Source organism: Cellulosimicrobium sp. RS (assembly GCF_046159675.1).
GTDB lineage: Bacteria > Actinomycetota > Actinomycetes > Actinomycetales > Cellulomonadaceae > Cellulosimicrobium > Cellulosimicrobium funkei.
The window spans coordinates 116,397-141,179 of the sequence record NZ_JBJXVU010000008.1 but is presented as its reverse complement, the minus strand read 5'-3'; the positions used below and the strand labels follow the sequence as shown (position 1 = coordinate 141,179).

Genomic DNA, 24,783 nt, shown 5'->3' with positions numbered 1-24,783 from the left:
CGGTGCCGCCGCGACGTCCCGTGGCGGCACCGCCGGGACCGGCGCGGCGCCTGCGGGCGCGCACGGGCCGACCGGCCGCGGCAGGGCCGTCCGGCCCGCCGCCCGCACGAAGGAGGGTGACCCGTGGCACGCACCATCGCGACGAACCGGCGCGTCGAGCGCGACGAGCTCGAGGAGTTCCTGCGCTCCCGGCACGACGGCGTCCTCGTCACCACCCGCGCCGACGGCCGTCCCCAGCTCAGCCCGGTCACGTACGGGGTCGACGACGCGGGTCGGGTCGTCGTGTCGACGTACCCGGAGCGCGCCAAGGCGGTCAACGTGCGCCGCGACCCGCGCGCGTCGCTGCTGTCCCTGGGCGAGCGGTTCTCCGACCCGTGGGTGCAGGTCGACGGCGAGGCGGAGGTGATCGACCTGCCCGAGTCGGTCGAGCCGCTCGTCGACTACTACCGCGCCGTGGGCGGCGAGCACCCGGACTGGGACGAGTACCGCGCCGCGATGGTCACCCAGGGCAAGTCGCTCGTGCGGCTGACGATCACGCGCTGGGGACCGGTGGCGACGGGCGGCTTCCCGGCGCGCCTCGCCGACGCCTGAGACAGGTCAGAACAGGACCTGCTCCACTCCCCCGCCGACGACGTCGAGCCCGCCGCCGTCCACGGGCATGCCCGCGAGCGCCCCGCCGTGGCCGTGGCGCGCGTCCTGCGGCGCCGGGTCGACGGCGAGGCTGCCGGCCGGGTAGGCGCCGTCCGTCGGCGGCCCTGGCCGGCGGTGCCGGTCGCCGGGCTCGCCGCGGCGGAACCGGCCCTCGACGCCCGCGGGGCCGCGGTGCCCCGCGACGGCGAACCCGCGCGCCTCGAGCATCGGCCGCACCCGGTCCCACAGCCAGGACCGGTACGCCGTCGAGGCGTACGTGCCGCAGCCGTACACGCGCTCGTAACCGGGGACGAGCCGCGGGTGCTCGCGCGCGAGCCAGCCCATGTACCACTCGCGAGTGCCGGGCTTGAGGTGCAGCGGCAGCACCGTGACGCCGGTCGCGCCCGCGTCCTTGACGGCGTCGAGCAGCTCGGTGAGCGCGCGGGTCGAGTCGGTGAGCCACGGCAGCACGGGGGCGACCATGACGCCGCACGGCAGACCGGCCTCCCGGACCGTGCGGACGAGGTCGAGCCGCGCGCGCGGCGAGGGCGTGCCCGGCTCGACGCTCGCCTGGAGCTCGGGGTCCAGGAGCGCGAGGGACACGCCGATCCCGACCTCGACGCGCGAGGCGGCGTCGACGAGCAGGGGCAGGTCCCGGCGCAGGAGCGTGCCTTTAGTCAGCACGGACAGCGGCGTGCCCGACCCGGCGAGCGCGTCGATGATGCCGGGCATGAGGCGGTAGCGACCCTCGGCGCGCTGGTACGGGTCGGTGTTGGTGCCGAGCGCGACGGCCTCGCGCGCCCAGGACGGGCGGGCGAGCTCGGCCCGCAGCACGTCGTCGACGTTGACCTTGACCACGACCTCCCGGTCGAAGTCCTCCCCCGCGTCGAGGTCGAGGTACTGGTGCGTGGGGCGGGCGAAGCAGTTGTGGCTCACGACCCCCGCGGCGACGAAGTCGCGCGTGCCGGTCGTGATGTCGACCAGCTCCGTCGTCTCCCCCGGCCCGTCGAGCGCTTCCAGGGAGTCGACGCGCAGCGCCTCGCCGCCGGTGACGTCCTGGCCGTCGAGGACGGGCCGCCCCTCCGCGAGCGCCGCGGCGCCCGGCCCGACGAGTACGTCGCCGAGCGCCAGGCGGGCACGGTGCCCGGCACCGCCGACGACGTGGCGCCACCCGCGCTCGGTGAGGAACCGGTGGTCGCCGCTCGCGACGAGGCGCGTGCCGTCGGCGAGGGTCACGCGGTAGGCGCGCTTGCGGGTGGTCCAGCGGTCGAGCACGCGGGTACGCACGTAGCGCCGGTACGCGCCGTGCGGGACGGTGCCGACGATCTCGTCGCCGACACGCAGCTCGCCGATCGGCCGTTGCGCGCCGTCGGCCAGCAGCACCGGGGTGGCGGGCGCGAGGCAGTAGGAGCACGCGTGGCTGCACCCGCGGTACGGGTTGACGGTCCACCGGAACGGCATGCGCGACATCGCCGGCACCTTGGACAGCGCGCTCTTGGCCGTGACCTCGTGGAACGTGATGCCCGCGAACTCGGGCGTGCGCACGCTGCGGACGAGGCCGACCCGCTCCAGCCCGGGGAGCGCGCCGTCGTCCGCGCCGAGCACCTGTCCGTCCCACCGCATCGCGCCATTCGAACAAACGTTCGAACGCGCTGTCAAGAGCGGGTCAGCCGTCGGCGGACCACGCCTTGAGCAGCGCCAGGTTCCCGAGGGGGATGTGGTGGCCGATGCGCGGGTGGTCCAGCGCGACACCGACGACCCCGGCCGCGCCGAAGGACGCGACGTAGTCGATCGCCGCCGGCACAGGTACCCCGAGCAGCGGCACGGAGCCTGTCTCGTCGTCCGCCAGACCGAGCGCCCGGGCCGCCTCGTCCGCGCGCGCGGCGCTGCTGTAGAGGCAGATCATGGGCCCCTGGTCCGCAGCGACGGCGTACGGACGGGGCTGGTCCTCGGACCCCCGCGCGATGAAGAACCACGTGCCGAGGCGCACCGTCTGCCGCCACAGCGCGATCTGCGCCGACGTGTCGCCCGCGGGCGCGCTCCGCACGGCCTCGTCGAGGCGGTCCAGCTCTGCGACCGCGGCGGAATCGTTGTCTCGGGTCATGCGCGCTGCCTCGTCCCTCGTGGTCGGAGCCCGTCCCCGGTCCGCGCGGGCTCCTCGTCGCCGTCACCTTCTCACGGCGGCCGGGCGTCCCGGTGGGTGAGACGCCGGGATTGTCCGGCGGGCGTCCAGGCCCTAGGGTCGGGCCGAACGCCCCCGGGGAGCGCACGAGCGCTGAGAGTGCAGGCCGGACACCCGTCCCCCCTGCAGACCCGTGGAACCTGATCTGGTTCGTACCAGCGAAGGGAGCAGGGCGGACGTCACCGTCCCCTGCCCGCTCGTGCCCGCGCCCCGCGCGTGCCGTCCGCGCGGGGCGCGGTGGCGCGCCGTCGTGCACCCCTCGCCCCGGGGGCCCGACGGAGGGAACCGCATGACCGAGCCCCGCACCACGCCGCCCCGGGCGACCCCGCCCACCGCCACGCCCGACGACCGACCCGACGGCGTGGGTCCCACGCCCGCCCCCCGGGACCGCGCCGTCGCCGCTCCCCCGAGCCGTGCCCGACGCCGCGGCCTCACCCTCCACGAGACGGTCCTCGTCGCCGTGCTGGGGGTCGTGTTCGGGTTCGTCTACTGGGCGTTCGTGCAGCTCTGGGCCCCGCTCCAGCTCGCGATGGGACCGCTCGCGGACCTCGCCGCCAACGTGCTCGCCGGCGCGTGGATCGTCGTCGGCCCGCTCGCGACGTACATCGTGCGCAAGCCGGGCGTCGGCATCCTCACCGAGACGCTCGCGGCGCTCGTCGAGGTGGTCTTCCTCGCGTCGCCCGCCGGCCCGCTGCTCGTCCTCGTGGGGCTCGTCCAGGGCGTGGGTGCCGAGATCCCCTTCGCCCTCACCCGGTACCGCCGCTACGGCTGGTGGGTCTTCGTCGCGTCGGGCGTCAGCGCGGCGCTCGTCACGTACGCGTTCAACGCGGTCCGCTTCGGCTGGCTCGGGCAGGACTACGCGATGCTCCGGCTCGGCGTGCAGGTCGTCTCGTGCGTCGTGCTGTGCGGGATCGCGGCGCGCCTCCTCGGCGACGCCCTCGCCCGCACCGGCGCGCTCGACGCCTTCGCGATCGGGGCTGACCGCCGTGGCTGAGGCACCGACCGCCGCACCGGACGTCACGCCGGACGCCGTGCCCGGCGACCTGCCCGACGCCGTCGCCGCCGCCGGCCTGACCGTCACCGTGGGCCACGACGGCACGCGCGTGCTCGACGACCTCACCCTCACCGTCCCCGCGGGCACCGGGCTGCTCGTGCTCGGCCCCTCGGGCTGCGGGAAGTCCACGCTGCTGCGTGCGCTCGTCGGCGTCGTGCCCCACACGCTGCCGGGCTCCGTCGCGGGGGACCTGCGCGTGACGGGCGTCGACCCGCGCGACACGACCCCGGCGGCGCTCGCCGCGCGCGTCGGCCTCGTCCAGCAGCGGCCGGGCGACCAGCTCTGCCTCGCCCGCGTCGACGACGAGCTGCGGTTCGCGCTCGAGAACCGGGCCGCGGACCCGCGCACGATGGACGCCCGCGCCGCCACCGCGCTCGCCGCCGTCGGTGCGGACCACCTGCACGACCGGCCGACCCACGCGCTGTCGGGGGGCGAGGCGCAGCGCGTCGCCCTCGCGGCGGCGCTCGTCGCCGACCCCGAGCTCGTGGTCCTCGACGAGCCGACGGCGTTCCTCGACCCGGCCGCGGCGCACGAGGTCGGGACGCTCGTGGGCGGGCTCGTCCGGGCGCCCGGACGGGACGCGCCCGACACCCCCGGCCGGTCGGTCGTGCTCGTCGAGCACCGCCTCGACGACGTCGGGACGCTCCCGGACGCGACGCTCGTGCTCGACGACACCGGCCGCGTCGTCGCGCACGGCCCCACGACCGCCGTCCTGCGCGCGCACGCCGCCACGCTCGCCGAGCTCGGGTGCTGGCTGCCGCTCGACGTCCGGCTCCGGCAGGCAGGAGCCCCGGGCCCGCTCGGCGCGCCCGCGACCGACGACTGGCTCGTCGACCTCGCGCGCACCGCCCCCCGCACCGTCGACCCCCGCGCCGTCGACCCCCGCGCCGTCGACCCCCGCGCCGCGGACCCCCGTGACGCGGACGCCGGCCCGGCGGCGCTCGCCCCTGACCGCCCGGTCGCCCTGCGTGCCCGTCGCCTCGCGGTGCACCGCGCCGCGGCAGGCCGCCGAGGGCGCGGGCGGGACGAGACGCCGGTGGTGCGCGACGTCGACCTCGACGTGCGAGCGGGCGAGGTGCTCGCGGTGGTGGGGCCGAACGGCGGCGGCAAGTCGACCCTCCTGCGCGGGCTGGCGGGACTCGAACGGACCACGGGCGAGGTCACGACGACGCCCGGCGCGCCCGTCGCGATGGTGTTCCAGGACCCGGAGCACCAACTCCTCGCGCGCACGGTCCTCGACGAGGTCGCCTGGTCGGCCCGGCACGCGCGGCTCGACGACGTCGACGGACGCGTCGCGCGCACCCTCGACGCGTTCGCCCTCACGCACCTCGCCGACGCGAACCCGTACCGGCTCTCCGGCGGCGAGCAGCGGCGACTGTCCCTCGCGACGGCGACGGTGCTCGACCCACCCGTCCTCCTCGCCGACGAGCCCACGTCGGGGCTCGACCGCTCCCAGGCGGACGCCGTCGCCCACGCGCTGCGCGAGCGCGCCGACGCGGGCGGCGCGGTGGTCGTCGTCACGCACGACCTCGCGCTCGTCGCGGCCCTCGCCGACCGTGTCGCCGTCGTCGTCGGCGGCCGGCTCGTGGCGCTCGGGCCGCCCGCCACCGTGCTGGCCGACGACGCGCTGTGCCGGCGCGCCCGCCTGAGCCGTCCTCCCCTGCTCGCGTGGTGGGCCCGCACGGGCCGCCGCCACGGCGTGGACCCGGGCGCGCTCGTCCGGGCGCTCGACGCAGCCTCGGGCACCGCCGTCGCGGCCGAACCCCCAGAGACCGCGCCCGCAGCCCTCGCGGAGGTCGCCCCGTGAGCGCGCCGCACAGCACGCCCCTCGGGCGCTGGAACCCGACGGTCAAGCTGGCGACCGTCCTCGTCGTGTCGACGGGTGCGCTGCTCGTCACCGACCCGTACACCCCCGCGATCGGGTGGGTGCTCACGGTCGCGGCGCTGCTGGTCGCGGGACGCGTCCCCGTGCGCACGCTCGCCCTGGCGCACGTGCCCTTCCTCGTGTTCGCGACGAGCCTGCTGGTCGTCAACGTCGCCACCCGGCCCGGCGGCGACCCGGTCGACCTGGGGCCGGTCACCGTCGGCTCCGACGGCCTGACGATCGGCGCCGGGCTCGCCGTGCGCACGCTGCTCGTCGGCGCCCTCTCGCTCACGGTCGCGGTGACGACCGACCCGGTGCACCTCATGACGAGCCTCCACCAGCACGGGCGGCTGCCCCTGACGTGGACGTACGCGGTGCTCGCGGCCCACCGGCTGCTCGTCGAGCTGCCCGACGCCTGGCACACGATCCGCTGCGCGCAGGCCGTGCGCGACCCGCGGCGGCGGCCCGGCACGCTCCCCCGGTCCCCCCGCGCGCTCGGGACCGCCGCGTTCGCCCTCCTCGTCGGCGCCGTGCGCCGGTCCGAGCGCCTGACCGTGGCGCTCGAGTCGCGCGGCCTGGGCTCCGGTCCACGCACCACGGCGCGGCCCGTCCCGCTCGGCGTGCCCGACGTCGTCGCCGCGGTCGTCGTGCTCGCCGTCGCCGCGGCGGTGGTCGTCGTCGGGGTCCGTGCGGGCTGGGTCACGGGGCTGGGCGCGCTCACGGCGTGAGGCTTGCCGGACCGCGGTCACGCAGGCTCGACGACCGCGCCCTCCGCCGGGACGCCGAGGTCCACGACGCGCGACGAGCCGTCGCGGGACCGCTCGCGGAAGCCCCGGAAGACGAGCGGCAGCCCGCGGGCGGCGAGCGCGTCCGGCGCGTCCATGACCTGCAGGTGCACGTGCGGCTGCGTCGAGTTCCCCGAGCTCCCGCACCGGCCCAGCTCGTCGCCCGCCTCGACCCGTCGGCCGGGCACGACGGCCACGGACCCGGCGCGCAGGTGCGCGAGGACGACGTACGTGCCGGGCGGGTCGAGGGCGAGCACCACGTGGTTGCCCGCGAGCGCGGCGGCGCCACCGCGCGCCCGCGCCGCCTGCGTGAGCGCGTAGCCGAGCAGCGCGGTGGGCGACCGGCGGGCCTCGTGGTCGGGCTCGCCGTCGTGCACCGCGACGACGGTGCCCGCCGCCGGGGCGAGCACGGGCCGCCCGAACGCGACGAACCGTTCGGGCGGCTCGGTGCTCAGCACGGTGCGCCAGTCGCGCACGGCGGCGGTGCGCCGCCCTCGGACGGCGACGAAGTCGATCGCGTACGTCGTCGCGAAGAGGTCGGTGCCGTGGCTCGGCACGCGGCGCGCCGGGCTGTTGCGCACGAGCCACGTCCCCTGGAAGGGCAGGGCGAGCTCGACCGGTCGCGTCACGTCGCCCTCCCCTCCCCGGTGCGGCGGGTCAGCCCTCCGCGGGCACGACGCGCGGGAAGAGGTCCCCGGCGGGCGGCTCCCACGTCGCCGCGTCGGCGTCGACCTGCTCCCCCGAGCGGATGTCCTTCACCTGGTCGGGCGAGCGCGTGCCGTCGTCCTCGACGCGCCCGGGGAACCAGACGAACGGGATGCCGCGCCGGTCGGCGTAGCGGATCTGCTTGCCGAACTTCGCGGCCGCGGGCGCCACCTCGACCGGGACCCCGCGGGCGCGCAGCGCGTGCGCGACCGCGTCGGAGGCGTCGCGCGTCTCCTCGCTCGTGACGGCCACGACGACGGCGCTCGGCACCGACCGCGTCGCGCGCACGAGGCCGGCGGAGAGCAGGCGCGACACGAGCCGGGACACGCCGATCGACAGGCCGACGCCGGGGTAGGTGTTCGCGCCGTCGGACGCGAGCGTGTCGTAGCGCCCGCCCGAGCAGATCGAGCCGAGCTGCTCGTGGCCCACGAGCACGGTCTCGTAGACGGACCCGGTGTAGTAGTCGAGGCCACGCGCGATCTTGAGGTCGGCGACGACGACGCCCGGGGCGCGCACGCTCGCGGCCTCGATCAGCGCGCCGAGCTCGCCGAGCCCGGTCTCCAGCAGCTCGCTCTCCACGCCGTGCTCGGCCGCGAGCGCCCGCACGCGGTCGACCACGCCGGAGTCGCTCCCGCTGATACCCGCGAGCGCGAGGCACGCCTGCGCCTGCTCGGGCGTCGTGCCGGCCTCGGACTCGAGCAGCGCGGCGACCCTCTCGGGGCCGACCTTGTCGAGCTTGTCGATCTGGCGCAGGACCTCGTCGACCGCGTCGATGCCGAGCCCGCGGTAGAACCCCTCGGCGACCCGGCGGTTGTTCACGAGGACGCGGACCTCGGGCACGCCGATGTCGCGCAGCGCGCCCAGGGCCTCGGCCATGACGAGCGGCAGCTCGACCTCGTAGTGGTAGGGCAGCTCGCCCGCGCCGACGACGTCGACGTCGGCCTGGGTGAACTCGCGGAAGCGCCCGTCCTGGGGGCGCTCGCCGCGCCACACCTTCTGGATCTGGTAGCGCTTGAAGGGGAACGCGAGGTGCCCGGCGTTCTCGAGCACGTAGCGCGCGAACGGGACGGTGAGGTCGAAGTGCAGGCCGAGCTGCTTGTCGCCCTTCGCGGCCGACCCGGCCGCGGCGTCGTCCTGCGTCTCTTCCTGGAGCCTGCGCAGGACGTAGACCTCCTTCGACGTCTCCCCCTTGCGCAGGAGCTGGTCGAGCGGCTCGACCGCGCGCGTCTCGATCCCGGCGAACCCGTGCAGCTCGAACACCCGGCGCAGGGTGTCGAGGACGTGCTGCTCGACGATCCGACCGTCGGGGAGCCATTCGGGGAAACCGGAGAGGGGTGTGGGCCTGGCCATGGGTCAGATCTTCCCAGACACCGGGACCGACGACCGCATCGTCCGGCCCCGGCCCGTCGCTCAGCGGGCGAGGAAGGGGTTCGTCGCCAGCTCGCGCGCGACCGTCGTCGCGGGGCCGTGCCCCGGGAGCACGTCCCAGGCCGGGTCCAGGTGCGCGACGACGTCGCGCAGGGTCCGGGCCATCGTCGCGCCGTCCCCGCCCGGCAGGTCGGTGCGGCCGACGGAGCCCGCGAAGAGGACGTCGCCGCTGAGCACGAGACCCGCTCCCGGCTCGCCCACGAGGTAGAGCGTGGAGCCCTCGGTGTGCCCGGGCGCGCCCACCGCGCGCAGCGCGACGCCGCCCCAGCGCAGCTCCTGCTCGCTGCCCGCGGGTACGTCGAACGTCTCGACGAGGCCCGGCTCGCGGTAGTCCTGCGGCCCGGCGCCGGCCGCCGCGAGCGCCGCGCCGAGCGGGCCCGACACGACGGCGCCCGGACGGCTCGCGGCGCGCCCGCCGTGCTCCAGGCTCCCGAACGGGTCCGCGAGCCGGTACGCGTCGGCCGCGTGCAGCACGACGGGCACCCCGAAGCGGTCGGCGAGCGCCGCGGCGTCCCACGTGTGGTCCACGTGGCCGTGCGTCGCGAGCACGGCGCGAGGCACGAGGCCGGCAGAGCGGACGTGCGCGACGACGGCGTCCGCGACCCCGGCCCCCGCGTCGACCACCACGCAGTCGCCGCCCGGGGCGCTCACCACCGTGCAGTTCGTGCCGAAGACGGGCGCCACCACCACGTGCACGGCCGGTCCGGGCGGGGTCGCGCCGTGCTCGGCAGAGGGAGTCGGCGTCGTGCCACGAGGTCGGTCCACGAGGGCGAGGGTAGCCCGCAGCACGGGCGGCGGGGCGGCTCCGGGCGGGCGCAGCGCGGGTTGCGGGCCGGCGCCGTCGATACCGGACCGTGACCTGCGCGCGGCAAATCCTCCCGCCACCAGGGTTCTCGGTGCCTAGACTGTCCCGTACCGACCACGGCCGCACCGGGGTCGACCGTGCGCGCCGTCGCGGCGCCGGACGAAGGAGCTGGGGTGTCGACGAAGAGTCGCGAGCGCGAGCAGGCGCGTCGTCGTGAGGAGAAGTGGGACCGTCACGTGGCCCAGCTCCGGGCGAAGCGCCAGCGCACGTGGTCGATCGTGGGCGTCGTCGTCGCGCTCGTCGTGATCGGTGTCGCCGTCTGGTGGGCGCTCGCCGCCACCCAGGATCCCGGCACCGACCCGGGCGGCGACACGGGCGCGGCGCCCTCGGGCGAGCACACCCTGCCGCCCGCGTCCGCCGCCGAGGGCCGTGACTGGACCACCACGCTCACCACGAGCGCGGGCGACCTCACGCTCACGCTCGACGGCGCGGCCGCCCCCCAGGCGGTCGCGAGCTTCGTGTCCCTCGCCGAGTCCGGGTACTTCGACGGCACGTCGTGCCACCGCCTCACGACGTCGGGCATCTACGTGCTCCAGTGCGGCGACCCGACGGGCACCGGCACGGGCGACCCGGGCTACAAGTTCGGCCCCATCGAGAACGCCCCCACCGACGACGTCTACCCCGCGGGGACCGTCGCCATGGCCCGCCAGGGCGGGGACGCCGACTCGATGGGCTCGCAGTTCTTCCTCGTCTACGAGGACTCGACCATCCCGTCCGACGCAGCGGGTGGTTACACGGTGTTCGGCACCATCACGTCCGGCCTGGACGTCGTCCAGGCAGTCGCTGACGCGGGGACGCAGGACGGATCCGGCGACGGGTCCCCCGCCACCCCGGTCACCATCGAAGGAGTTGAGACCCAGTGAGCGATCCCGCCCAGAACCAGGCGAGCGCACCGGCACCGGAGCCCGCGGAGGCGAGCGAGACCGGACGGGTCGACGCGACAGACGTGGAGCCGACGCCCGAGACCACCGAGGCCACCGAGGCCACCGAGGCCACCGAGGCCACCGAGGCCACCGAGGCCACCGAGGCCACCGAGGCCACCGAGGCCACCGAGGCCACCGAGGCCACCGACGAGGGTCCCACCTCCGCCGCGGCCGAGGAAGTCGCTCCGGCCGAGCAGGTGGAGGCCACGCCTGCCGCCGAGGCCGAGGCGACCGACGCACCGGCAGCGGAGGCCGAGACCGCCCCCGAGGCCGAGCAGACCGAGGCCCCCGCGGCCGACGACGCTCCCGCCGCCGAGGCCGAGACCGACGCGTCCGCTGACGCGGCACCGGAGGCGCCTGCCGCCGACGCAGCTGAGGCAGCCGAGGCAGCCGACGACACTCCCGCCGCCAAGGCTCCTGCCGCCGAGACGACGGCACCCGCCGGGGCGGCGCCCCGGCCCGCCGCCCCGCGTCCCGGGCCGCGGCCCAAGCCGTCGGCGCTCCCGCACCCGCCGCGCAAGCCGGCCGCCCCGGCCGCGGGCGCTCCCGCCGCAGCGGCCGTCGTGCCGGAGGTGCCCGCCGTCCCGGCGCTGGCCGACGACTCGGCCGCCGCCAAGGCCGCCGCCGCGTTCGGTCGGGTCGACGAGGACGGCACGGTGTACGTCCGCGAGAGCGCGGGCGAGCGCTCCGTCGGGCAGTTCCCGGGCGTCGGCGCCGACGAGGCGCTCACGCTGTACGTGCGCCGCTACCTCGACCTCCAGGCGAAGGTCGCGCTGTTCGAGGCGCGGCTGACGAGCACGGACCTGTCGGTCAAGGAGATCGACCAGACGATCGCCCGGCTCACCGAGGAGACGGCGGAGCCCTCCGCGGTCGGCGACCTCGACGGGCTCCGGGCGCAGGTCGAGTCGCTGCGCGGCGCCGCTGCCGAGCGTCGCGCGCAGCTCGAGGCGGAGCGCGCCGCGGCGAAGGCCGCGGCTCTCGAGGCCCGCACGGAGATCATCGAGGCCGCCGAGAAGATCGCCGCGACCGACCCGAGCCGCATGCAGTGGCGGCCCGCGGGCGAGGAGCTGCGCGGGCTGCTGGAGCGCTGGAAGGAGGCCCAGCGCTCGGGCCCGCGCATCGACCGCGCGAGCGAGGAGGCGCTGTGGAAGCGGTTCAGCCACGCGCGCACCGCGTTCGACCGCGAGCGCCGGCACTACTTCGCCGAGCTCGAGCAGCGCAACGCCTCCGCGAAGGCCGCGAAGGAGAAGCTGGTCGCGGAGGCCGAGGCGCTGTCGTCGAGCACGGACTGGGGCCCGACGGCGGGCGCGTACCGCGACCTCATGGCGCGCTGGAAGGCCGCGGGCCGGGCGAGCCGCAAGGACGACGACGCGCTGTGGGCCCGCTTCCGCGCCGCCCAGGACACGTTCTTCCAGGCGCGCGACGCGGTGAACTCCGCGACCGACGCCGAGTACGCGGCGAACCTCGAGGTCAAGGAGGCGCTGCTCACCGAGGCGGAGGCGCTCGTGCCCGTCAAGGACCTCGCCGCGGCCAAGGCGGCGCTGCGCGACCTCCAGGAGCGCTGGGAGGAGGCCGGCCGCGTGCCGCGTGGCGACCTGCAGCGCGTCGAGGGCCGCCTGCGTGCCGTCGAGAACGCGGTCCGCGACGCCGAGCAGGCGCAGTGGACGCGGAGCAACCCCGAGACGCGCGCCCGCGCGGAGGGTGCGGCGGCGCAGCTCGAGGCCGCGATCGAGGCGCTCGAGGCCGACCTCGCCGCCGCGCAGAGCCGCGGGGACGCGCGCGCGGTCAAGGAGGCCGAGACGGCGCTCGCCGCGCGGCGCTCCTGGCTCGAGCAGGTCGTCCGCGCGGCGGAGGACTCGCGCGGCTGACGCACGTCCCGCTCGTCGCAGGGCCGGCGCTCGTCCACAGACGGGTGCCGGCCCTTCCGCGTCCCCACGGCCGTGCGGCACGGTAGGGGCGTGCCCGCAGCCACGACCGCGCCCGACCACGCCGCATCCGCCCGCGCCACGGGGCACGTCCCCGCTGCCGCGCTCGCGCACCTGCTGGCTCCGCCGGGACCGGAGGTCGGCCTGCTCGTCGTCCCGGAGGACGTCGGCGGGCCGGCGGCCTTCCAGGAGCTCGTCCGCGCGGGCGCCCTGCGTCGGCTGTGGGGCGACGTCGCCGCTCCGGCGAGCGTGCCCGTCACCCCCACGCTCCGCGCGCTCGCCGTCCGCGACCAGGTGCCGCGCGGCACGGTGCTCGCTGGCGCGGCCGCCGCGTGGGTGCTGTGCGGCTCCGCGCCGCCCCGCGTGCTCGACGTCGTCCACCCGCCCGGGCGTCACCGTCCGCCGCCGCGGCAGGGCCGGGCCGCGCGGCAGGCGCACGTGCTGCGCGACGAGACGACCCTCGTCGCGGGCGTGCTCGTCACGTCGGTGCTGCGGACCGCGCTCGACGTCGCCACCCGGTGCGAGCCGGTGCAGGCGCTGAGCACCCTGCGCCGGCTGGACGCGGTGTGCGGGCTCGACGCCCGTGCGGCGGCACGGTCGCTCGAGCTGCGCCACCGGTGGGCCGGCCGGCCGCAGGCGCGACGCACCCTCGCGCTCCTGCTCGCCGGGACCGACGACCCGGTCTAGGTTGGTCGGCATGGCCGCAGCCACGACTCCCCCCGTGGAGCTCGACGTCCGAGGAAGGACCGTGCGCGTCACGAGCCCGGACCGCGTCGTCTTCCCCGCGCGCGGGCTCACCAAGCTCGACGTCGTGCAGTACTTCCTCGACGTGGGCGACGGCATCCTCGGCGCCCTGGTCGACCGCCCGACGACGCTCGAGCGCTGGCCCAAGGGCGTGTTCGAGGGCGCGCGCATGAGCACGCGCACGGACAACACCGGCGACGCGTTCTACCAGAAGCGCATCCCGAAGGGCGCGCCCGAGTGGGTGCAGACCGCGCGCATCGCGTTCCCGAGCGGGCGCACGGCCGACGAGGTGTGCCCCACGGAGCTCGCCGTCGTCGCCTGGGCGGCCAACCTCGGCACGCTGACGTTCCACCCGTGGCCCGTGCGCGGCGGCGACGTCGAGGCGGTGGACCAGCTCCGCATCGACCTCGACCCGCAGCCGGGCACCGACTTCGACGACGCCGTGCGCGTCGCGCCGCACTTGCGCGAGATCCTCGACGAGCTCGACCTCCCCGGCTACCCCAAGACGTCGGGCGGCCGCGGGATCCACGTGTTCGTCCCGGTCGCGCCCGAGTGGGACTTCGTGGCCGCGCGCCGCGCGACGATCGCGATCGGTCGTGAGCTCGAACGCCGCCTGCCGGACCAGGTCACCACGAAGTGGTGGAAGGAGGAGCGCGGCGCCAAGATCTTCGTCGACTACAACCAGATGGCGCGCGACCGCACGATCGCGTCGGCCTACTCGATCCGCTCCAACCAGCGCGCGACGGTGTCCGCTCCCCTGCGCTGGGAGGAGCTCGGCGACGTCCACCCGGACGACTTCGACGTGCTGTCGATGCCCGCGCGCTTCGCCGCGGTGGGCGACCTCTTCGCACCCCTGCGCGCCGACCGGGAGGACCCGGGCGCGTCGCTCGAGCCCGCCCTGGAGCTGTCCCGCCGCGACGAGGCCGAGCACGGGCTCGGGGACCTCCCCTACCCGCCCGAGTACCCGAAGATGCCCGGCGAGCCCAAGCGCGTCCAGCCGAGCAAGGACCGGGACCGCGCCCGGGACTGACGTGCCGCGCCCGCGCGGCGCGTGGGGCGTCAGTCGACGCCGGGCGCCCCGGGCAGGATGCCCGTGAGGTCGTAGCGCACCGGCTCCTCGAGCTGCTCGTAGGTGCACGACTCCGGGTCACGGTCGTCGCGCCAGCGCCGGAACTGCGCGGTGTGCCGGAACCGGGAGCCCTCCATGTGGTCGTAGGCGACCTCGACCACGCGCTCCGGACGCAGCGGCGTGAACGACAGGTCCTTGCCCGAGCTCCAGCGCGACACCGCACCCGGCATCCGCTCGCCGGCGGGGTTCTCCCACCCGGACCACGGGTGCGCGTCTGCGTCCGGCGTGCCCGGCTCGACGACGAGCGGCGCGAGCTCCTCGACCAGCGCGGCGCGCCGCGCCGTCGGGAACGACGCGGCCACGCCCACGAACTGGAGCTGGCCCGCGTCGTCGTACAGGCCGAGCAGGAGCGAGCCGAGCAGCGGCTTCGCGAAGGTCGACGTCTTGTGCAGGCGGTACCCCGCGAGCACGACGTCCGCCTCGCGACCGTGCTTGATCTTGAGCATCGCGCGCTTGTTCGGCTGGTACGTGCCGTCGAGCGGCTTGGCGACGACGCCGTCCAGGCCCGCGCCCTCGAACGTGTCGAACCACTCCCGCGCCACGGCGACGTCGCGCGTGCGGGGCGTGGCGTGCACCGCCGGGCCGTCGAGGCCCAGGGAGTCGAGCACCTCCTGCCGCCGCGCGAGCGGCGCGCGCGTGAGGTCCTCGTCCCCCAGCGCGAGCACGTCGAACACGACGAGGGCCGCGGGGGTCTGCTCCGCGAGCAGGCGCACGCGCGAGGCCGCCGGGTGGATGCGCTGCTGGAGCACCTCGAACTCGAGGCGACCGTCCCGCGCGACGACGATCTCGCCGTCGACCACGCACCGGGGCGGGAGCGCGGCCCGGACCGCTTCGACGACCTCGGGGAAGTAGCGGTCCATGGGCCGCGCGTTCCTGCTGTCGAGCCGCACCTCGTCGCCGTCGCGGTACACGATCGCGCGGAAGCCGTCCCACTTCGGCTCGTACACGTACCCGCCGTCGACGGCGTCGGGCTCGGGCACGGCGGGCACGGACTTCGCGAGCATGGGCAGCACGGGGGGCATGACGGGCAGGTCCATGTGCCGATGCTGCCACCGGGCCTGCCGCCCTGCGCGGCGTGGTGCCGCCGAGCCGCCTCCCGGCCCCGGCTCAGGCGGGGAGCTGCGCCGTCTCGGCGGCCTTCGTCCCCGTGATGCGGTAGACGTCGAACACGCCGTCGACCTTGCGGACCGCGCTGAGGACCTGCGCGAGGTGCGCGGGCTCCGCCATCTCGAAGACGAAGCGGGACATCGCCACGCGGTCGTTCGAGGTCGAGACGGTCGCCGAGAGGATGTTCACGTGGTTGTCCGACAGGACGCGCGTCACGTCGGAGAGCAGGCGCGCGCGGTCGAGCGCCTCGACCTGGATCTGCACGAGGAACATGGCGTTGCTGCCCGTGGTCCACGAGACGTCGACGATCCGCTCGGGCTGGTTGCGCAGCCCGACGACGTTCGCGCAGTCCGCGCGGTGCACGCTCACGCCCTGCCCGCGCGTGACGAACCCGATGATCTCGTCGCCCGGGACCGGGGTGCAGCACTTCGCGAGCTTGACCCAGATGTCGTCGACGCCCTTGACCATGACGCCCGGGTCGCCCGTGCGCACGCGGCGCGCGGTGTTCCCGGGGCGCGCGGTCTCGGCGACGTCCTCGACCGTGCCCTCCTCGCCGCCCATCGCCTGGACGAGCTTGGAGACGACGTTCGCCGCCGACACCTGGCCCTCGCCGATCGCCGCGTACAGCGCGGTGACGTCCGCGAAGCGGAGCTCGTTGGCGAGCGCGACGAGCGACTCGTGCGACAGCAGGCGCTGGATCGGCAGGTTCTGCTTGCGCATCGCCTTGGCGATCGCGTCCTTGCCGTGCTCGACGGCCTCCTCGCGGCGCTCCTTGGAGAACCACTGCCGGATCTTGTTGCGCGCCCGCGGGCTCTTGACGAAGGCGAGCCAGTCACGGCTCGGACCCGCGTTCTCGGACTTCGAGGTGAGGACGTCGACCGAGTCGCCGTTCTCGAGCGTCGAGTCGAGCGGGACGAGCCGGCCGTTGACGCGCGCGCCCATGGTCCGGTGCCCGACCTCGGTGTGCACCGCGTAGGCGAAGTCGACCGGCGTCGAGCCCGCCGGCAGAGCCATGACGTCGCCCTTGGGAGTGAAGACGTAGACCTCCGCGCCGCCGATCTCGAAGCGCAGCGAGTCGAGGAACTCGGCCGGGTCGGCCGTCTCGCGCTGCCAGTCCACGAGCTGGCGCAGCCACCGCATGTCGTTGGCCGCGGCGTCGTCCTTCGCCGTCTTGCCGCCCGACTTCGCGGTCTCCTTGTACTTCCAGTGCGCCGCGACGCCGTACTCCGCGCGCCGGTGCATCTCGTGCGTGCGGATCTGGATCTCGACCGGCTTCCCGCCCGGCCCGATGACCGTCGTGTGCAACGACTGGTACATGTTGAACTTCGGCATCGCGATGTAGTCCTTGAACCGCCCCGGCACGGGGTTCCACCGCGCGTGCAGCGCACCGAGCGCGGCGTAGCAGTCCCGGACGCTGTCCACCAGGACGCGCGCGCCGACGAGGTCGTAGATCTCCGCGAAGTCGTGGCCGCGCACGATCATCTTCTGGTAGATCGAGTAGTAGTGCTTCGGCCGGCCGGTGACGGTGGCCTTGATCTTCGCGCTGCGCAGGTCGGCCGTGACCTGCTCGCGCACGACGGCCAGGTACTCCTCGCGCGCCGGCGCGCGCTCGGCGACGAGGTGGACGATCTCGTCGTACACCTTGGGGTACAGGGCCTGGAACGACAGGTCCTCGAGCTCCCACTTGATCGTGTTCATGCCGAGGCGGTGGGCGAGCGGCGCGTAGATCTCGAGGGTCTCGCGCGCCTTGCGACCCGCCGACGACGACGACACGTACTTCCAGGTGCGCGCGTTGTGCAGGCGGTCGGCGAGCTTGATGACGAGCACGCGGATGTCCCGTGCCATGGCGACGACCATCTTGCGCACCGTCTCGGCCTGCGCCGCGTCGCCGTACGTGACCTTGTCGAGCTTGGTCACGCCGTCGACGAGCATGGCGATCTCCTCGCCGTACTCCTCGGTGAGCTGCGCGAGCGAGTAGTCGGTGTCCTCGACCGTGTCGTGCAGCAGCGCGGCGGCGAGCGTCGACCCGTCGAACCCGAGCTCGGCGAGGATCGTCGCGACCGCGACGGGGTGCGTGATGTACGGGTCGCCGCTCTTGCGCAGCTGGCCGCGGTGGGCGCGCTCGGCGGTCTCGTACGCGCGCTCGATGACGCTCAGGTCCGTGCGCGGGTGGTTGGTGCGGACGGCCTGGAGCACCGGCTCGAGCGCCGGGCTGCCCGCGTTGGGGCGCGCGCCGAAGCGGACCAGGCGCGAGCGCACACCGCGCCCGCCCGAGCCGCCGGTGCCGGAGGTCGGGGCGCCCGCGCGCTCAGGAGCGCGCGACGTCCGGGTGTTCTCGCTCATGCGCGCCTCCTTCCGCAGGGCGGCCGCCACCGGCACGATGCCGGCGACCAGCCGAGACGACCGGAGTGGCAATCCTACGACTCGACGTGGACCAGCGTGGCCACCTCGCGGCCCGCGAGCCGCTCACGGCCGCCCAGACCCTCGAGCTCGAGGAGGAACGCCAGGCCCACCACGACGCCTCCCCCGCGCTCGACGAGCTCGGCGCCCGCGGCCGCCGTGCCCCCGGTCGCGAGCACGTCGTCCACCACGAGAACACGCGCACCCGGGGGCAGTGTTCCCGACCGGAGCTCGATGGTCGCGGTGCCGTACTCGAGGTCGTACGTGACGGTGTCCGTGGGCGGCGGGAGCTTGCCCGCCTTGCGCAGCGGCACGAACCCGACGCCGAGGTGCGTCGCGAGCGGCGCCCCGATGAGGAAGCCCCGCGCCTCCATGCCCGCGACGAGGTCGACCCCGCCCGCGGCGCGCGCGACGTCGCCGAGCGCCTCGACCACGTGGCCGAAGGCGTCGCCGTCCGCCAGCAGGCCGGTGATGTCCCGGAAGACGATCCCTGGTCCCGGGTAGTCCGGGACGGCACGGACGAGCTCGAGCACGCGCGAGGCGCGCTCCGGGCCGAGCCCGGCGAGGTGGACGGCGCGCAGGCCGCCCGCCTCGCCGGCCGGCACGTGACCGGGTGCCGTCATCGGGGACGACGGCGGCGCGGCTGCGCCTTGTTGCCCTGGTGCGCGCCCGGCTGGAGCTGGCGGTGCCCCGCCCCGACGCCGGCCGCCGCGAGCGCGGCGTCCTCCTCGTCGCCCGCGACCTCGGCCCGCTCCGCGCGCAGCGCGAGGACCTTGGCCGTGTGCTCCTGGATCGGCTTCTCGCGCTCGCGCAGCGCGACCTCGAGCGGCGTCGCGAGGTACACCGACGAGTACGCGCCGACGGCCATGCCGACGAAGAGCGCGAGCGCGATGTCGCGCAGCGTGCCCGCGCCCAGCAGGAACGCCCCGATGAAGAGGATGCCCGCGACGGGGAGCAGCGCGACGACGGACGTGTTGATCGAGCGCACGAGCGTCTGGTTGATCGCGAGGTTGGCCCGCTCGGCGTAGGTGCTGCGCGTCTGGTCGAGGACGCCCGCGGTGTTCTCGCGGACCTTGTCGAAGACCACGACGGTGTCGTAGATCGAGTACGCGAGGATCGTCAGGAGGCCGATCACCGTCGCCGGCGTGATCTCCCAGCCGATCGCCGCGTAGATGCCCACCGTGACGATGAGGTCGTGGAACAGCGCGATGACCGCGGCGAGCGCCATGCGCCAGTTCCGGAAGTAGATCGTCATGACCAGGCTCACGAGGAGCAGGAAGACGACGAGGCCGACGATCGCCTTCTGGGAGACGTCCTTGCCCCAGGTGGGGCCGATGTACGAGCTCGTCACCTCCCCCTCGGACACGTCGTACGCGCTCGCGAGCTCGACGGCGACCTGCTCGACCTGCGCGTTGCTGAGCTCCGCCGTCTGCACCCGCACGGTGCTGGAGCCCACCGAGGTGACGCGCGGCACCTCCTCGGGGGCGACCGCCGCGACGGCGTCGAGCGCCGGCTGCTGCGAGGTGTCCGAGACGCCCGAGACGGTGAACTCCGACCCGCCGCGGAACTCGATGCCGAGGTTGAGCCCGTCACCGGCGATCCGGACCCCGATGATGCCGAGGGACAGGACGACCAGGACGAGCGCCACCACGAAGTAGGCGCGCCGCTTGGCGACGATGGCGTAGGACCGGCGGCCCGTGTACAGGTCGTTGCCCCACTGGGCGAAACCGCTGGCCATCAGTGCTTCTCCTCGTTCTCGTCGCCCGCCGCGTCAGCGGCCGGGGACCCCTCGTCGCCGTCCGCGGAGGCGGCGGCCCGCCGCTCGGCGGCACGGCGCTCGGCGATGGTCATGCGCGGGCCGTCGGACCGGCCGACGCCGGCACCGACCGTCTCCCGGACGGGCGCCGTGCGCTCGCGCGCCGGGGCGTCCTGCACCGGCGCGTCCTCGACGACGTCGCCGCCGTCCGCGGGTGCCGTCGAGGTCGCCCCGACGACGCGGCCGCGACCTGCGTACCGCGTGCCGCGCACCCCGAGGCGCCGCGGGTCGAGGCCCGACGCCGGGTGGCCGTTCGCGAAGAACTTGGTCCGGGCGAGGAGCTGCATGAGCGGGTGCGTGAAGAGGAACACCACGATCAGGTCGACCAGGGTGGTCAGGCCCAGCGTGAACGCGAAGCCGCGCACGCCGCCGACCGCCAGGTAGTACAGGACCACCGCGGCGACGAAGTTCACCGCGTCCGAGGCGAGGATCGTGCGGCGGGCGCGCTGCCAGCCCTTCTCCACCGCGGAGTTCAGCGTCCGGCCGTCGCGCAGCTCGTCGCGGATGCGCTCGAAGTACACGATGAACGAGTCCGCGGTGATACCGATCGCGACGATGAGCCCCGCGACGCCGGCGAGCGACAGGCGGTACCCGATCGTCCACGAGAGCACCGAGATCACGCCGAACGTCACGACGGCCGCGATGCCGAGCGACGCGACGGTGACCAGGCCGAGCACGCGGTACTGGAAGAGCGAGTAGATGACGACCAGCAGCAGGCCGATCGCGCCCGCGAGCAGACCCTTCTCGAGCTGCTCGGAGCCGAGCGTCGCGGAGATCTGCTCCTGGCTCTGCACCTCGAACGTCAGGGGCAGCGAGCCGAAGTTGAGCTGGTTCGCGAGCGTCGCCGCGCTGTCGCGCGTGAAGCTGCCCGAGATCTCGGCCTTGCCGTCGGGGATCGCGACCTGCGAGACGGGTGCCGAGATGACGAGGCCGTCGAGGACCATCGCGAACTGGTTCTGCGGCGACGGGAGCGTCGTGAGACGCGTCGTGACGTCACGGAAGGCCTTGGTGCCCTCGGAGTCGAACTCGATGTTGACGACCCACTCGTTGGTGACGACGCCGTTCTGCCCGACGCGCAGGCCGGAGCTCGCGTTCGAGATGTCGGTGCCCTCGATCTCGACCGGGCCGAGGATGTACTTGGCCGTGCCGTCGTCGGCGCACGAGACGAACGCGCTGTCGGTCGGGCCGCTGTCGCCGCCCACGAGGTTCTCGGGGAGCGTGCAGTCGAGCGCGTCGAACTGCGCCTGCAGTTCCGGCGTGATCTGCGCGAGGTCGCTCGGGTTCTCCGGGCGGGTCGTCTCCGGCGCCGGGTCCGTCGTGGCGTCGTCCGCCGGGGCGTCCGTCGCTGCGTCGGCCGCCGGGTCCGTGCCGTCCTCGGCCGCGGGGTCCGTCGCGCCGTCGGTGGCCGCGTCCGCGGACTCCGTCGCGTCCGGGGCGTCCTCGGCCGCGGCGTCGTCGCCCGCAGCCGGGTCGGTGGACTCGTCGGCGGGCGTCGCCGTCGGCATGCCCACGGAGAGCACGGGGCGGAAGCGCATCTGGGCCGAGGTGCTGACGAGGTCGATGGTCTCCTGGGACGGCTGCCCCGGGATGCCGACGACGATGTTGTTGCGGCCCTGGCTTGTGATCTCGGCCTCGGAGACACCCTGCGCGTCGATGCGCTGGCGGATGACGTTGATCGCCTGGTTGATGTCCTCGGCCGTCGGCTGCGAGCCGTCGGTGGTGACGGGCTCCAGGATGATCTGCGTGCCACCCTCGAGATCGAGCGCGAGGCCCGGGGTGAGGCTCGCCCCGCCCGGGTTGTCCTCGGTCTTCGGGTCGAGCTTCGTGCCCGCGAAGAGGGACCCGAAGAGGACGACGATGAGGATTCCCAGGGCGACGAGGGTCCGTACGGGCCTCGCTCGTGTGCTGCTGGTGGCCAACTGTCCGTCTCTTCTCGTGCGTGTGCGGTGGGCCTCGCGGCCCACCGCGTCAGGCCGGTCGCGGCAGCGACCGGCATAGGGTCACTTGATGTCGGTGCCGTCGTCCCGGCGTCCGCGGTCCTTCTCCGACCGGTCGTCGGTCAGACCGGAGAGGTCGTCGGGCACGACGAGGTCGTCGACGTCGCCCTTCGTGGTGGTCCCGGCGTCGGCACCGGCGGTGCCGTACTCGGCCGCGTCCTCGGACGCGTCGTCCGCCGTCGTCTCCTCGGTCTCCTCGACCGGGGGCTCGACGAGCTTGGCGATCGCGGCGCGCAGCCACCGGGACTGGTTGCCCGGCGTCGACTCGATGGTGATGACGTCGGCCTCGTCGTCGACGTCGACGACCGTGCCGAACATGCCCGAGCCCGTCATCACCTCCTGCCCGGGGGCGAGGGTCGCCCGGAAGTTCTGGGCCTCGCGCTGCTGCTTGCGGGTGCGGCTGGTCATGAGGAACATCGCACCCGCCGCGAGGGCGAGGATGAGGATGAAGCTGATATCCATGACGGAGTCTCGTGTCCTGTTCTGTGCGGGATCTGCGCGCAGTCTAGGCGTGCGCGCACGGTTCACCAACGAGCCGTCTCGCCGCGGAGTTCCGCCCGCCCGGGTCCGACCATTCTAGGACCACCCGCGGAGCGCCTGTGACCGCCGTCACGGAGCGTCCTCGCGAGCCCGTGACCGCCGGCGTCGCCTCAGGCGTCGAAGAGCGTGCCGCCCTCGCGCGGCGGGGTGAGCCCGAGGTGTGCCCAGGCGGCCGGGGTCGCGACGCGGCCCCGCGGCGTCCGCCCGATCAGCCCCTCGCGCACGAGGTACGGCTCGGCCACGGTCTCGACCGTCTCCGCCTCCTCGCCCACCGTCACCGCGAGCGTCGTCAAGCCCACGGGACCGCCGTTGAAGCGGGTGCACAGCGCGGTGAGCACCGCGCGGTCGAGCCGGTCGAGGCCGATCGGGTCCACCTCGTAGACCTCGAGGGCCGCGCGCGCGGCCGCGAGGTCCATGGTCCCGTCGCCGCGCACCTGCGCCCAGTCGCGCACGCGCCGCAGCAGGCGGTTCGCGATGCGGGGCGTCCCGCGCGAGCGCCCCGCGATCTCGCGGGCGGCCTGGGGGTCGAGCGCGACGCCCAGCAGGCCGGCCGAGCGCGTCAGCACGCGCTCGAGCTCGTCGCCCGAGTAGAAGTCCAGGTGCCCGGTGAAGCCGAACCGGTCGCGCAGCGGCGCGGGCAGGAGCCCGGCGCGCGTCGTCGCGCCGACCGCCGTGAACGGCGGCAGCGAGAGCGGGATGGCGCTCGCCCCGGCCCCCTTGCCCACGACGACGTCGACGCGGAAGTCCTCCATCGCCATGTAGAGGAGCTCCTCGGCCGGTCGCGCGAGCCGGTGGATCTCATCGATGAACAGGACCTCGCCCTCCTCGAGCGAGGACAGCACCGCCGCGAGGTCGCCGGCGTGCTGGATCGCGGGCCCCGACGTCACGCGCAGCGACGTGCCGAGCTCCGCGGCGATGATCATGGCGAGCGTCGTCTTGCCGAGCCCGGGCGGACCCGACAGGAGCACGTGGTCGGGCGCGCTCCCCCGCGCGAGCGCGGCCTGGAGCACGAGCGAGAGCTGGTCGCGCACGACGGTCTGGCCGACGAACTCCTCCAGCCGGCGTGGCCGGAGCGCGGCCTCGGCCGCGCGTTCGAGGTCGTCCGCACCCGCCGCGACGATGCGCTCGGACGAGAACGTGCCGTCCCCGCCGAGGTCGTCGAGTCCCACCTGGTCGAAGGTCGCCATCGTCAGCTCCTCGGCCCGCCGAGCACCCGCAGCGCGGCACGCAGCGCGCCCGCCACGTCGGGTGCCTCGACGACGTCGACGCCCGCCTCGGCGAGCACGGTGGACACCGCGTCGTCCGCGGCCTTGAGGTTCCAGCCGAGCCCGACGAGCGCCTCGACCACCTGGTCGCGCCGGTCCTCCGGACGCGGCGCCGACGCCGAGGCGGTCGATCCCGCCTCGGGGGCGTCGGCGCCCGTGGGCGGGCCGAGCTTGTCGCCGAGCTCGAGCGCGATCCGCTGCGCACCCTTGTTGCCGATGCCCGGGACGCGCACGAGCGCGGCGATGTCCGCGCCCGCGACCGCACGGCGCAGGCCGTCGGGCGTGTGCACGGCGAGCATCGCGAGCGCGAGGCGCGGACCGACGCCGCTCACGGTCTGGACGGTCTCGAAGACGGCGCGCTCGTCGTCGTCGGCGAAGCCGTAGAGCGTGAACGAGTCCTCGCGCACGACGAGGCTCGTCGCGAGGCGCGCCGTCTCCCCCACGCGCAGGCCGGCGAGCGTGGCGGGCGTGGCGTGGACGAGGTAGCCCACTCCTCCGACCTCGAGCACGGCGCGGTCGAGCTGGACGCTCGCCACGACACCGCTCAGGGACGCGATCACGCAGGCTCCTCTCCCGGCCGGCAGCACCGACCTGGTCCGATGGTCCGCCGGCCCCGAGGACCGCCGTCGGGCCGCGCGCCGAGGGGCGCGTCGAACACCCGTACGACCGCGGTCACTCTAGCAAGGGCCGCCCACCCGCCGACCGACCGACACGGACCGCCGGCACCCCCACCGGCACGACCGGCGGAACCGGCGCCGCTAGCGCGGCGCGCGCCGTCCCTTCGCCGCGTGCTCGGCGGCCGCCCACGCGCGCTGCGCGGCCGTGAGCTCGTGCCGCTCGCCGCCCTGCAGGGCGCCCGCGGGGCGCCAGAGGTGGCAGATCGCGAGCGCGAGCGCGTCGGCCGCGTCCGCGGGCTTCGGCGGCTCCGCGAGGCCGAGGATCCCCGCGACCATGCGCTGGACCTGCTCCTTGCCGGCGCGTCCGCTCCCCGTGACCGCGGCCTTGACCTCCGACGGCGTGTGCAGCGCGACGGGGACACCCCGCTTCGCCGCCCCGACCATCGCGATGCCCGCGGCCTGCGCGGTGCCCATGACCGTCCCGACGTTGTGCTGCGCGAACACGCGCTCGACCGCCACGACGTCGGGCACGTGCTCGTCGAACCACGCGTCCAGCCGCTCCGCGATCCGCAGCAGCCGCAGGTCCACGCTCAGCTCCGGGTCCGTCCGAATCACCCCGACCGCGACGAGCTCGGCCCGCCGCCCCCGCGCGGAGTCCACCACCCCGACACCGCACCGGGTCAGCCCAGGATCCACTCCGAGAACGCGCACCCCTCGACCCTTTCACGTGAACGGCACGGACCGGCCGTGCCACGCGGTCCGGCGACGGACCAGCCAGCGGTGGGGCCGGGAGGTCGGTGCGCGGTC

General features: G+C 75.2%; 22 protein-coding genes and 1 riboswitch. Of the genes, 8 read left to right on the top strand and 14 right to left on the bottom strand.

Features of this window, described 5'->3' with window-relative positions; genetic code table 11:
- The first annotated feature begins 123 nt into the window (after positions 1-123).
- Positions 124-591: a PPOX class F420-dependent oxidoreductase gene (locus tag ACI769_RS13725; RefSeq protein ID WP_043660852.1), complete on the top strand. Its 468-nt coding sequence runs from the start codon at positions 124-126 to the stop codon at positions 589-591.
- A 6-nt stretch (positions 592-597) separates the two neighbouring features.
- Here ACI769_RS13725 and ACI769_RS13720 read toward each other — a convergent pair whose 3' ends face one another.
- Together ACI769_RS13720 and ACI769_RS13715 are read right to left on the bottom strand one after the other, a co-directional pair.
- Positions 598-2,253, bottom strand: a complete 1,656-nt coding sequence (locus ACI769_RS13720; RefSeq protein WP_144723136.1) for an Rv2578c family radical SAM protein — start codon at positions 2,251-2,253, stop codon at positions 598-600.
- 43 nt (positions 2,254-2,296) lie between these two features.
- The gene (locus ACI769_RS13715) at positions 2,297-2,734 is read right to left on the bottom strand and encodes a hypothetical protein (protein WP_034650696.1); all 438 of its coding nucleotides are present in this window, start codon (positions 2,732-2,734) and stop codon (positions 2,297-2,299) included.
- A 144-nt stretch (positions 2,735-2,878) separates the two neighbouring features.
- Positions 2,879-2,998: riboswitch (TPP riboswitch) on the top strand.
- 103 nt (positions 2,999-3,101) lie between these two features.
- On the opposite strand from ACI769_RS13715, the gene ACI769_RS13710 reads away from it, so the two are divergent.
- From ACI769_RS13710 to ACI769_RS13700, 3 genes are read left to right on the top strand one after another with little or no spacing between them, the layout of a single operon-like run.
- Entirely contained in the window at positions 3,102-3,806 is a 705-nt protein-coding gene (locus ACI769_RS13710; protein WP_081600204.1) for an ECF transporter S component, read from the top strand.
- On the top strand, positions 3,799-5,673 hold the full coding sequence (locus tag ACI769_RS13705) for an ABC transporter ATP-binding protein (RefSeq protein ID WP_409141750.1): 1,875 nt from the start codon (positions 3,799-3,801) through the stop codon (positions 5,671-5,673). The genes ACI769_RS13710 and ACI769_RS13705 overlap by 8 nt, the downstream gene beginning before the upstream one ends.
- Positions 5,670-6,458, top strand: a complete 789-nt coding sequence (locus ACI769_RS13700; protein WP_409141749.1) for an energy-coupling factor transporter transmembrane component T family protein — start codon at positions 5,670-5,672, stop codon at positions 6,456-6,458. Before ACI769_RS13705 ends, ACI769_RS13700 begins: the two co-directional genes overlap by 4 nt.
- A gap of 17 nt (positions 6,459-6,475) precedes the next feature.
- On the opposite strand, the gene ACI769_RS13695 is transcribed toward ACI769_RS13700, so the two are convergent.
- The 3 genes from ACI769_RS13695 to ACI769_RS13685 are packed head-to-tail and all read right to left on the bottom strand — an operon-like array spanning position 6,476 to position 9,413.
- The gene (locus ACI769_RS13695) at positions 6,476-7,144 is read right to left on the bottom strand and encodes a M23 family metallopeptidase (protein WP_409141748.1); all 669 of its coding nucleotides are present in this window, start codon (positions 7,142-7,144) and stop codon (positions 6,476-6,478) included.
- 28 nt (positions 7,145-7,172) lie between these two features.
- A complete protein-coding gene (hisS, locus tag ACI769_RS13690) occupies positions 7,173-8,570 on the bottom strand; it encodes a histidine--tRNA ligase (RefSeq protein ID WP_409141747.1) in 1,398 nt (465 codons plus the stop codon).
- Between the two features lie 60 nt (positions 8,571-8,630).
- A complete protein-coding gene (locus tag ACI769_RS13685) occupies positions 8,631-9,413 on the bottom strand; it encodes an MBL fold metallo-hydrolase (protein ID WP_396051510.1) in 783 nt (260 codons plus the stop codon).
- 213 nt (positions 9,414-9,626) lie between these two features.
- Between ACI769_RS13685 and ACI769_RS13680 the strand changes: the two genes are divergently transcribed.
- From ACI769_RS13680 to ligD, 4 genes are all read left to right on the top strand, one after another.
- Entirely contained in the window at positions 9,627-10,376 is a 750-nt protein-coding gene (locus ACI769_RS13680; protein WP_409141746.1) for a peptidylprolyl isomerase, read from the top strand.
- On the top strand, positions 10,373-12,304 hold the full coding sequence (locus tag ACI769_RS13675; RefSeq protein ID WP_409141745.1) for a DUF349 domain-containing protein: 1,932 nt from the start codon (positions 10,373-10,375) through the stop codon (positions 12,302-12,304). The genes ACI769_RS13680 and ACI769_RS13675 overlap by 4 nt, the downstream gene beginning before the upstream one ends.
- A gap of 90 nt (positions 12,305-12,394) precedes the next feature.
- Positions 12,395-13,048: a hypothetical protein gene (locus tag ACI769_RS13670; protein ID WP_171467848.1), complete on the top strand. Its 654-nt coding sequence runs from the start codon at positions 12,395-12,397 to the stop codon at positions 13,046-13,048.
- A gap of 10 nt (positions 13,049-13,058) precedes the next feature.
- Positions 13,059-14,135: a non-homologous end-joining DNA ligase gene (gene ligD / locus ACI769_RS13665; RefSeq protein WP_396051504.1), complete on the top strand. Its 1,077-nt coding sequence runs from the start codon at positions 13,059-13,061 to the stop codon at positions 14,133-14,135.
- A gap of 29 nt (positions 14,136-14,164) precedes the next feature.
- Here ligD and ACI769_RS13660 read toward each other — a convergent pair whose 3' ends face one another.
- The 9 genes from ACI769_RS13660 to ruvC all read right to left on the bottom strand — a co-directional run bounded on the left by ACI769_RS13660 (position 14,165) and on the right by ruvC (position 24,687).
- Complete coding sequence (locus ACI769_RS13660) at positions 14,165-15,271, bottom strand: ATP-dependent DNA ligase (protein WP_409141744.1); 1,107 nt, start codon at positions 15,269-15,271, stop codon at positions 14,165-14,167.
- 70 nt (positions 15,272-15,341) lie between these two features.
- Positions 15,342-17,684, bottom strand: coding sequence for a bifunctional (p)ppGpp synthetase/guanosine-3',5'-bis(diphosphate) 3'-pyrophosphohydrolase (locus tag ACI769_RS13655; RefSeq protein WP_043651895.1), 2,343 nt, complete (start codon positions 17,682-17,684; stop codon positions 15,342-15,344).
- 74 nt (positions 17,685-17,758) lie between these two features.
- The gene (locus tag ACI769_RS13650) at positions 17,759-18,364 is read right to left on the bottom strand and encodes an adenine phosphoribosyltransferase (protein ID WP_081895974.1); all 606 of its coding nucleotides are present in this window, start codon (positions 18,362-18,364) and stop codon (positions 17,759-17,761) included.
- On the bottom strand, positions 18,361-19,479 hold the full coding sequence (gene secF / locus ACI769_RS13645; RefSeq protein ID WP_043651870.1) for a protein translocase subunit SecF: 1,119 nt from the start codon (positions 19,477-19,479) through the stop codon (positions 18,361-18,363). Before secF ends, ACI769_RS13650 begins: the two co-directional genes overlap by 4 nt.
- The gene (gene secD / locus ACI769_RS13640; protein ID WP_409141743.1) at positions 19,479-21,476 is read right to left on the bottom strand and encodes a protein translocase subunit SecD; all 1,998 of its coding nucleotides are present in this window, start codon (positions 21,474-21,476) and stop codon (positions 19,479-19,481) included. The genes secF and secD overlap by 1 nt, the downstream gene beginning before the upstream one ends.
- 81 nt (positions 21,477-21,557) lie before the next feature.
- Positions 21,558-22,016: a preprotein translocase subunit YajC gene (yajC, locus tag ACI769_RS13635; RefSeq protein ID WP_021483634.1), complete on the bottom strand. Its 459-nt coding sequence runs from the start codon at positions 22,014-22,016 to the stop codon at positions 21,558-21,560.
- A 188-nt stretch (positions 22,017-22,204) separates the two neighbouring features.
- Positions 22,205-23,281 carry a Holliday junction branch migration DNA helicase RuvB gene (ruvB, locus tag ACI769_RS13630; RefSeq protein WP_043651865.1) on the bottom strand — a complete coding sequence of 359 codons (1,077 nt, stop codon included), beginning with the start codon at positions 23,279-23,281 and terminating at the stop codon, positions 22,205-22,207.
- A 2-nt stretch (positions 23,282-23,283) separates the two neighbouring features.
- Positions 23,284-23,919 carry a Holliday junction branch migration protein RuvA gene (gene ruvA / locus ACI769_RS13625; protein WP_043651863.1) on the bottom strand — a complete coding sequence of 212 codons (636 nt, stop codon included), beginning with the start codon at positions 23,917-23,919 and terminating at the stop codon, positions 23,284-23,286.
- Between the two features lie 198 nt (positions 23,920-24,117).
- On the bottom strand, positions 24,118-24,687 hold the full coding sequence (gene ruvC / locus ACI769_RS13620; RefSeq protein WP_034654762.1) for a crossover junction endodeoxyribonuclease RuvC: 570 nt from the start codon (positions 24,685-24,687) through the stop codon (positions 24,118-24,120).
- Positions 24,688-24,783 lie beyond the last annotated feature (96 nt).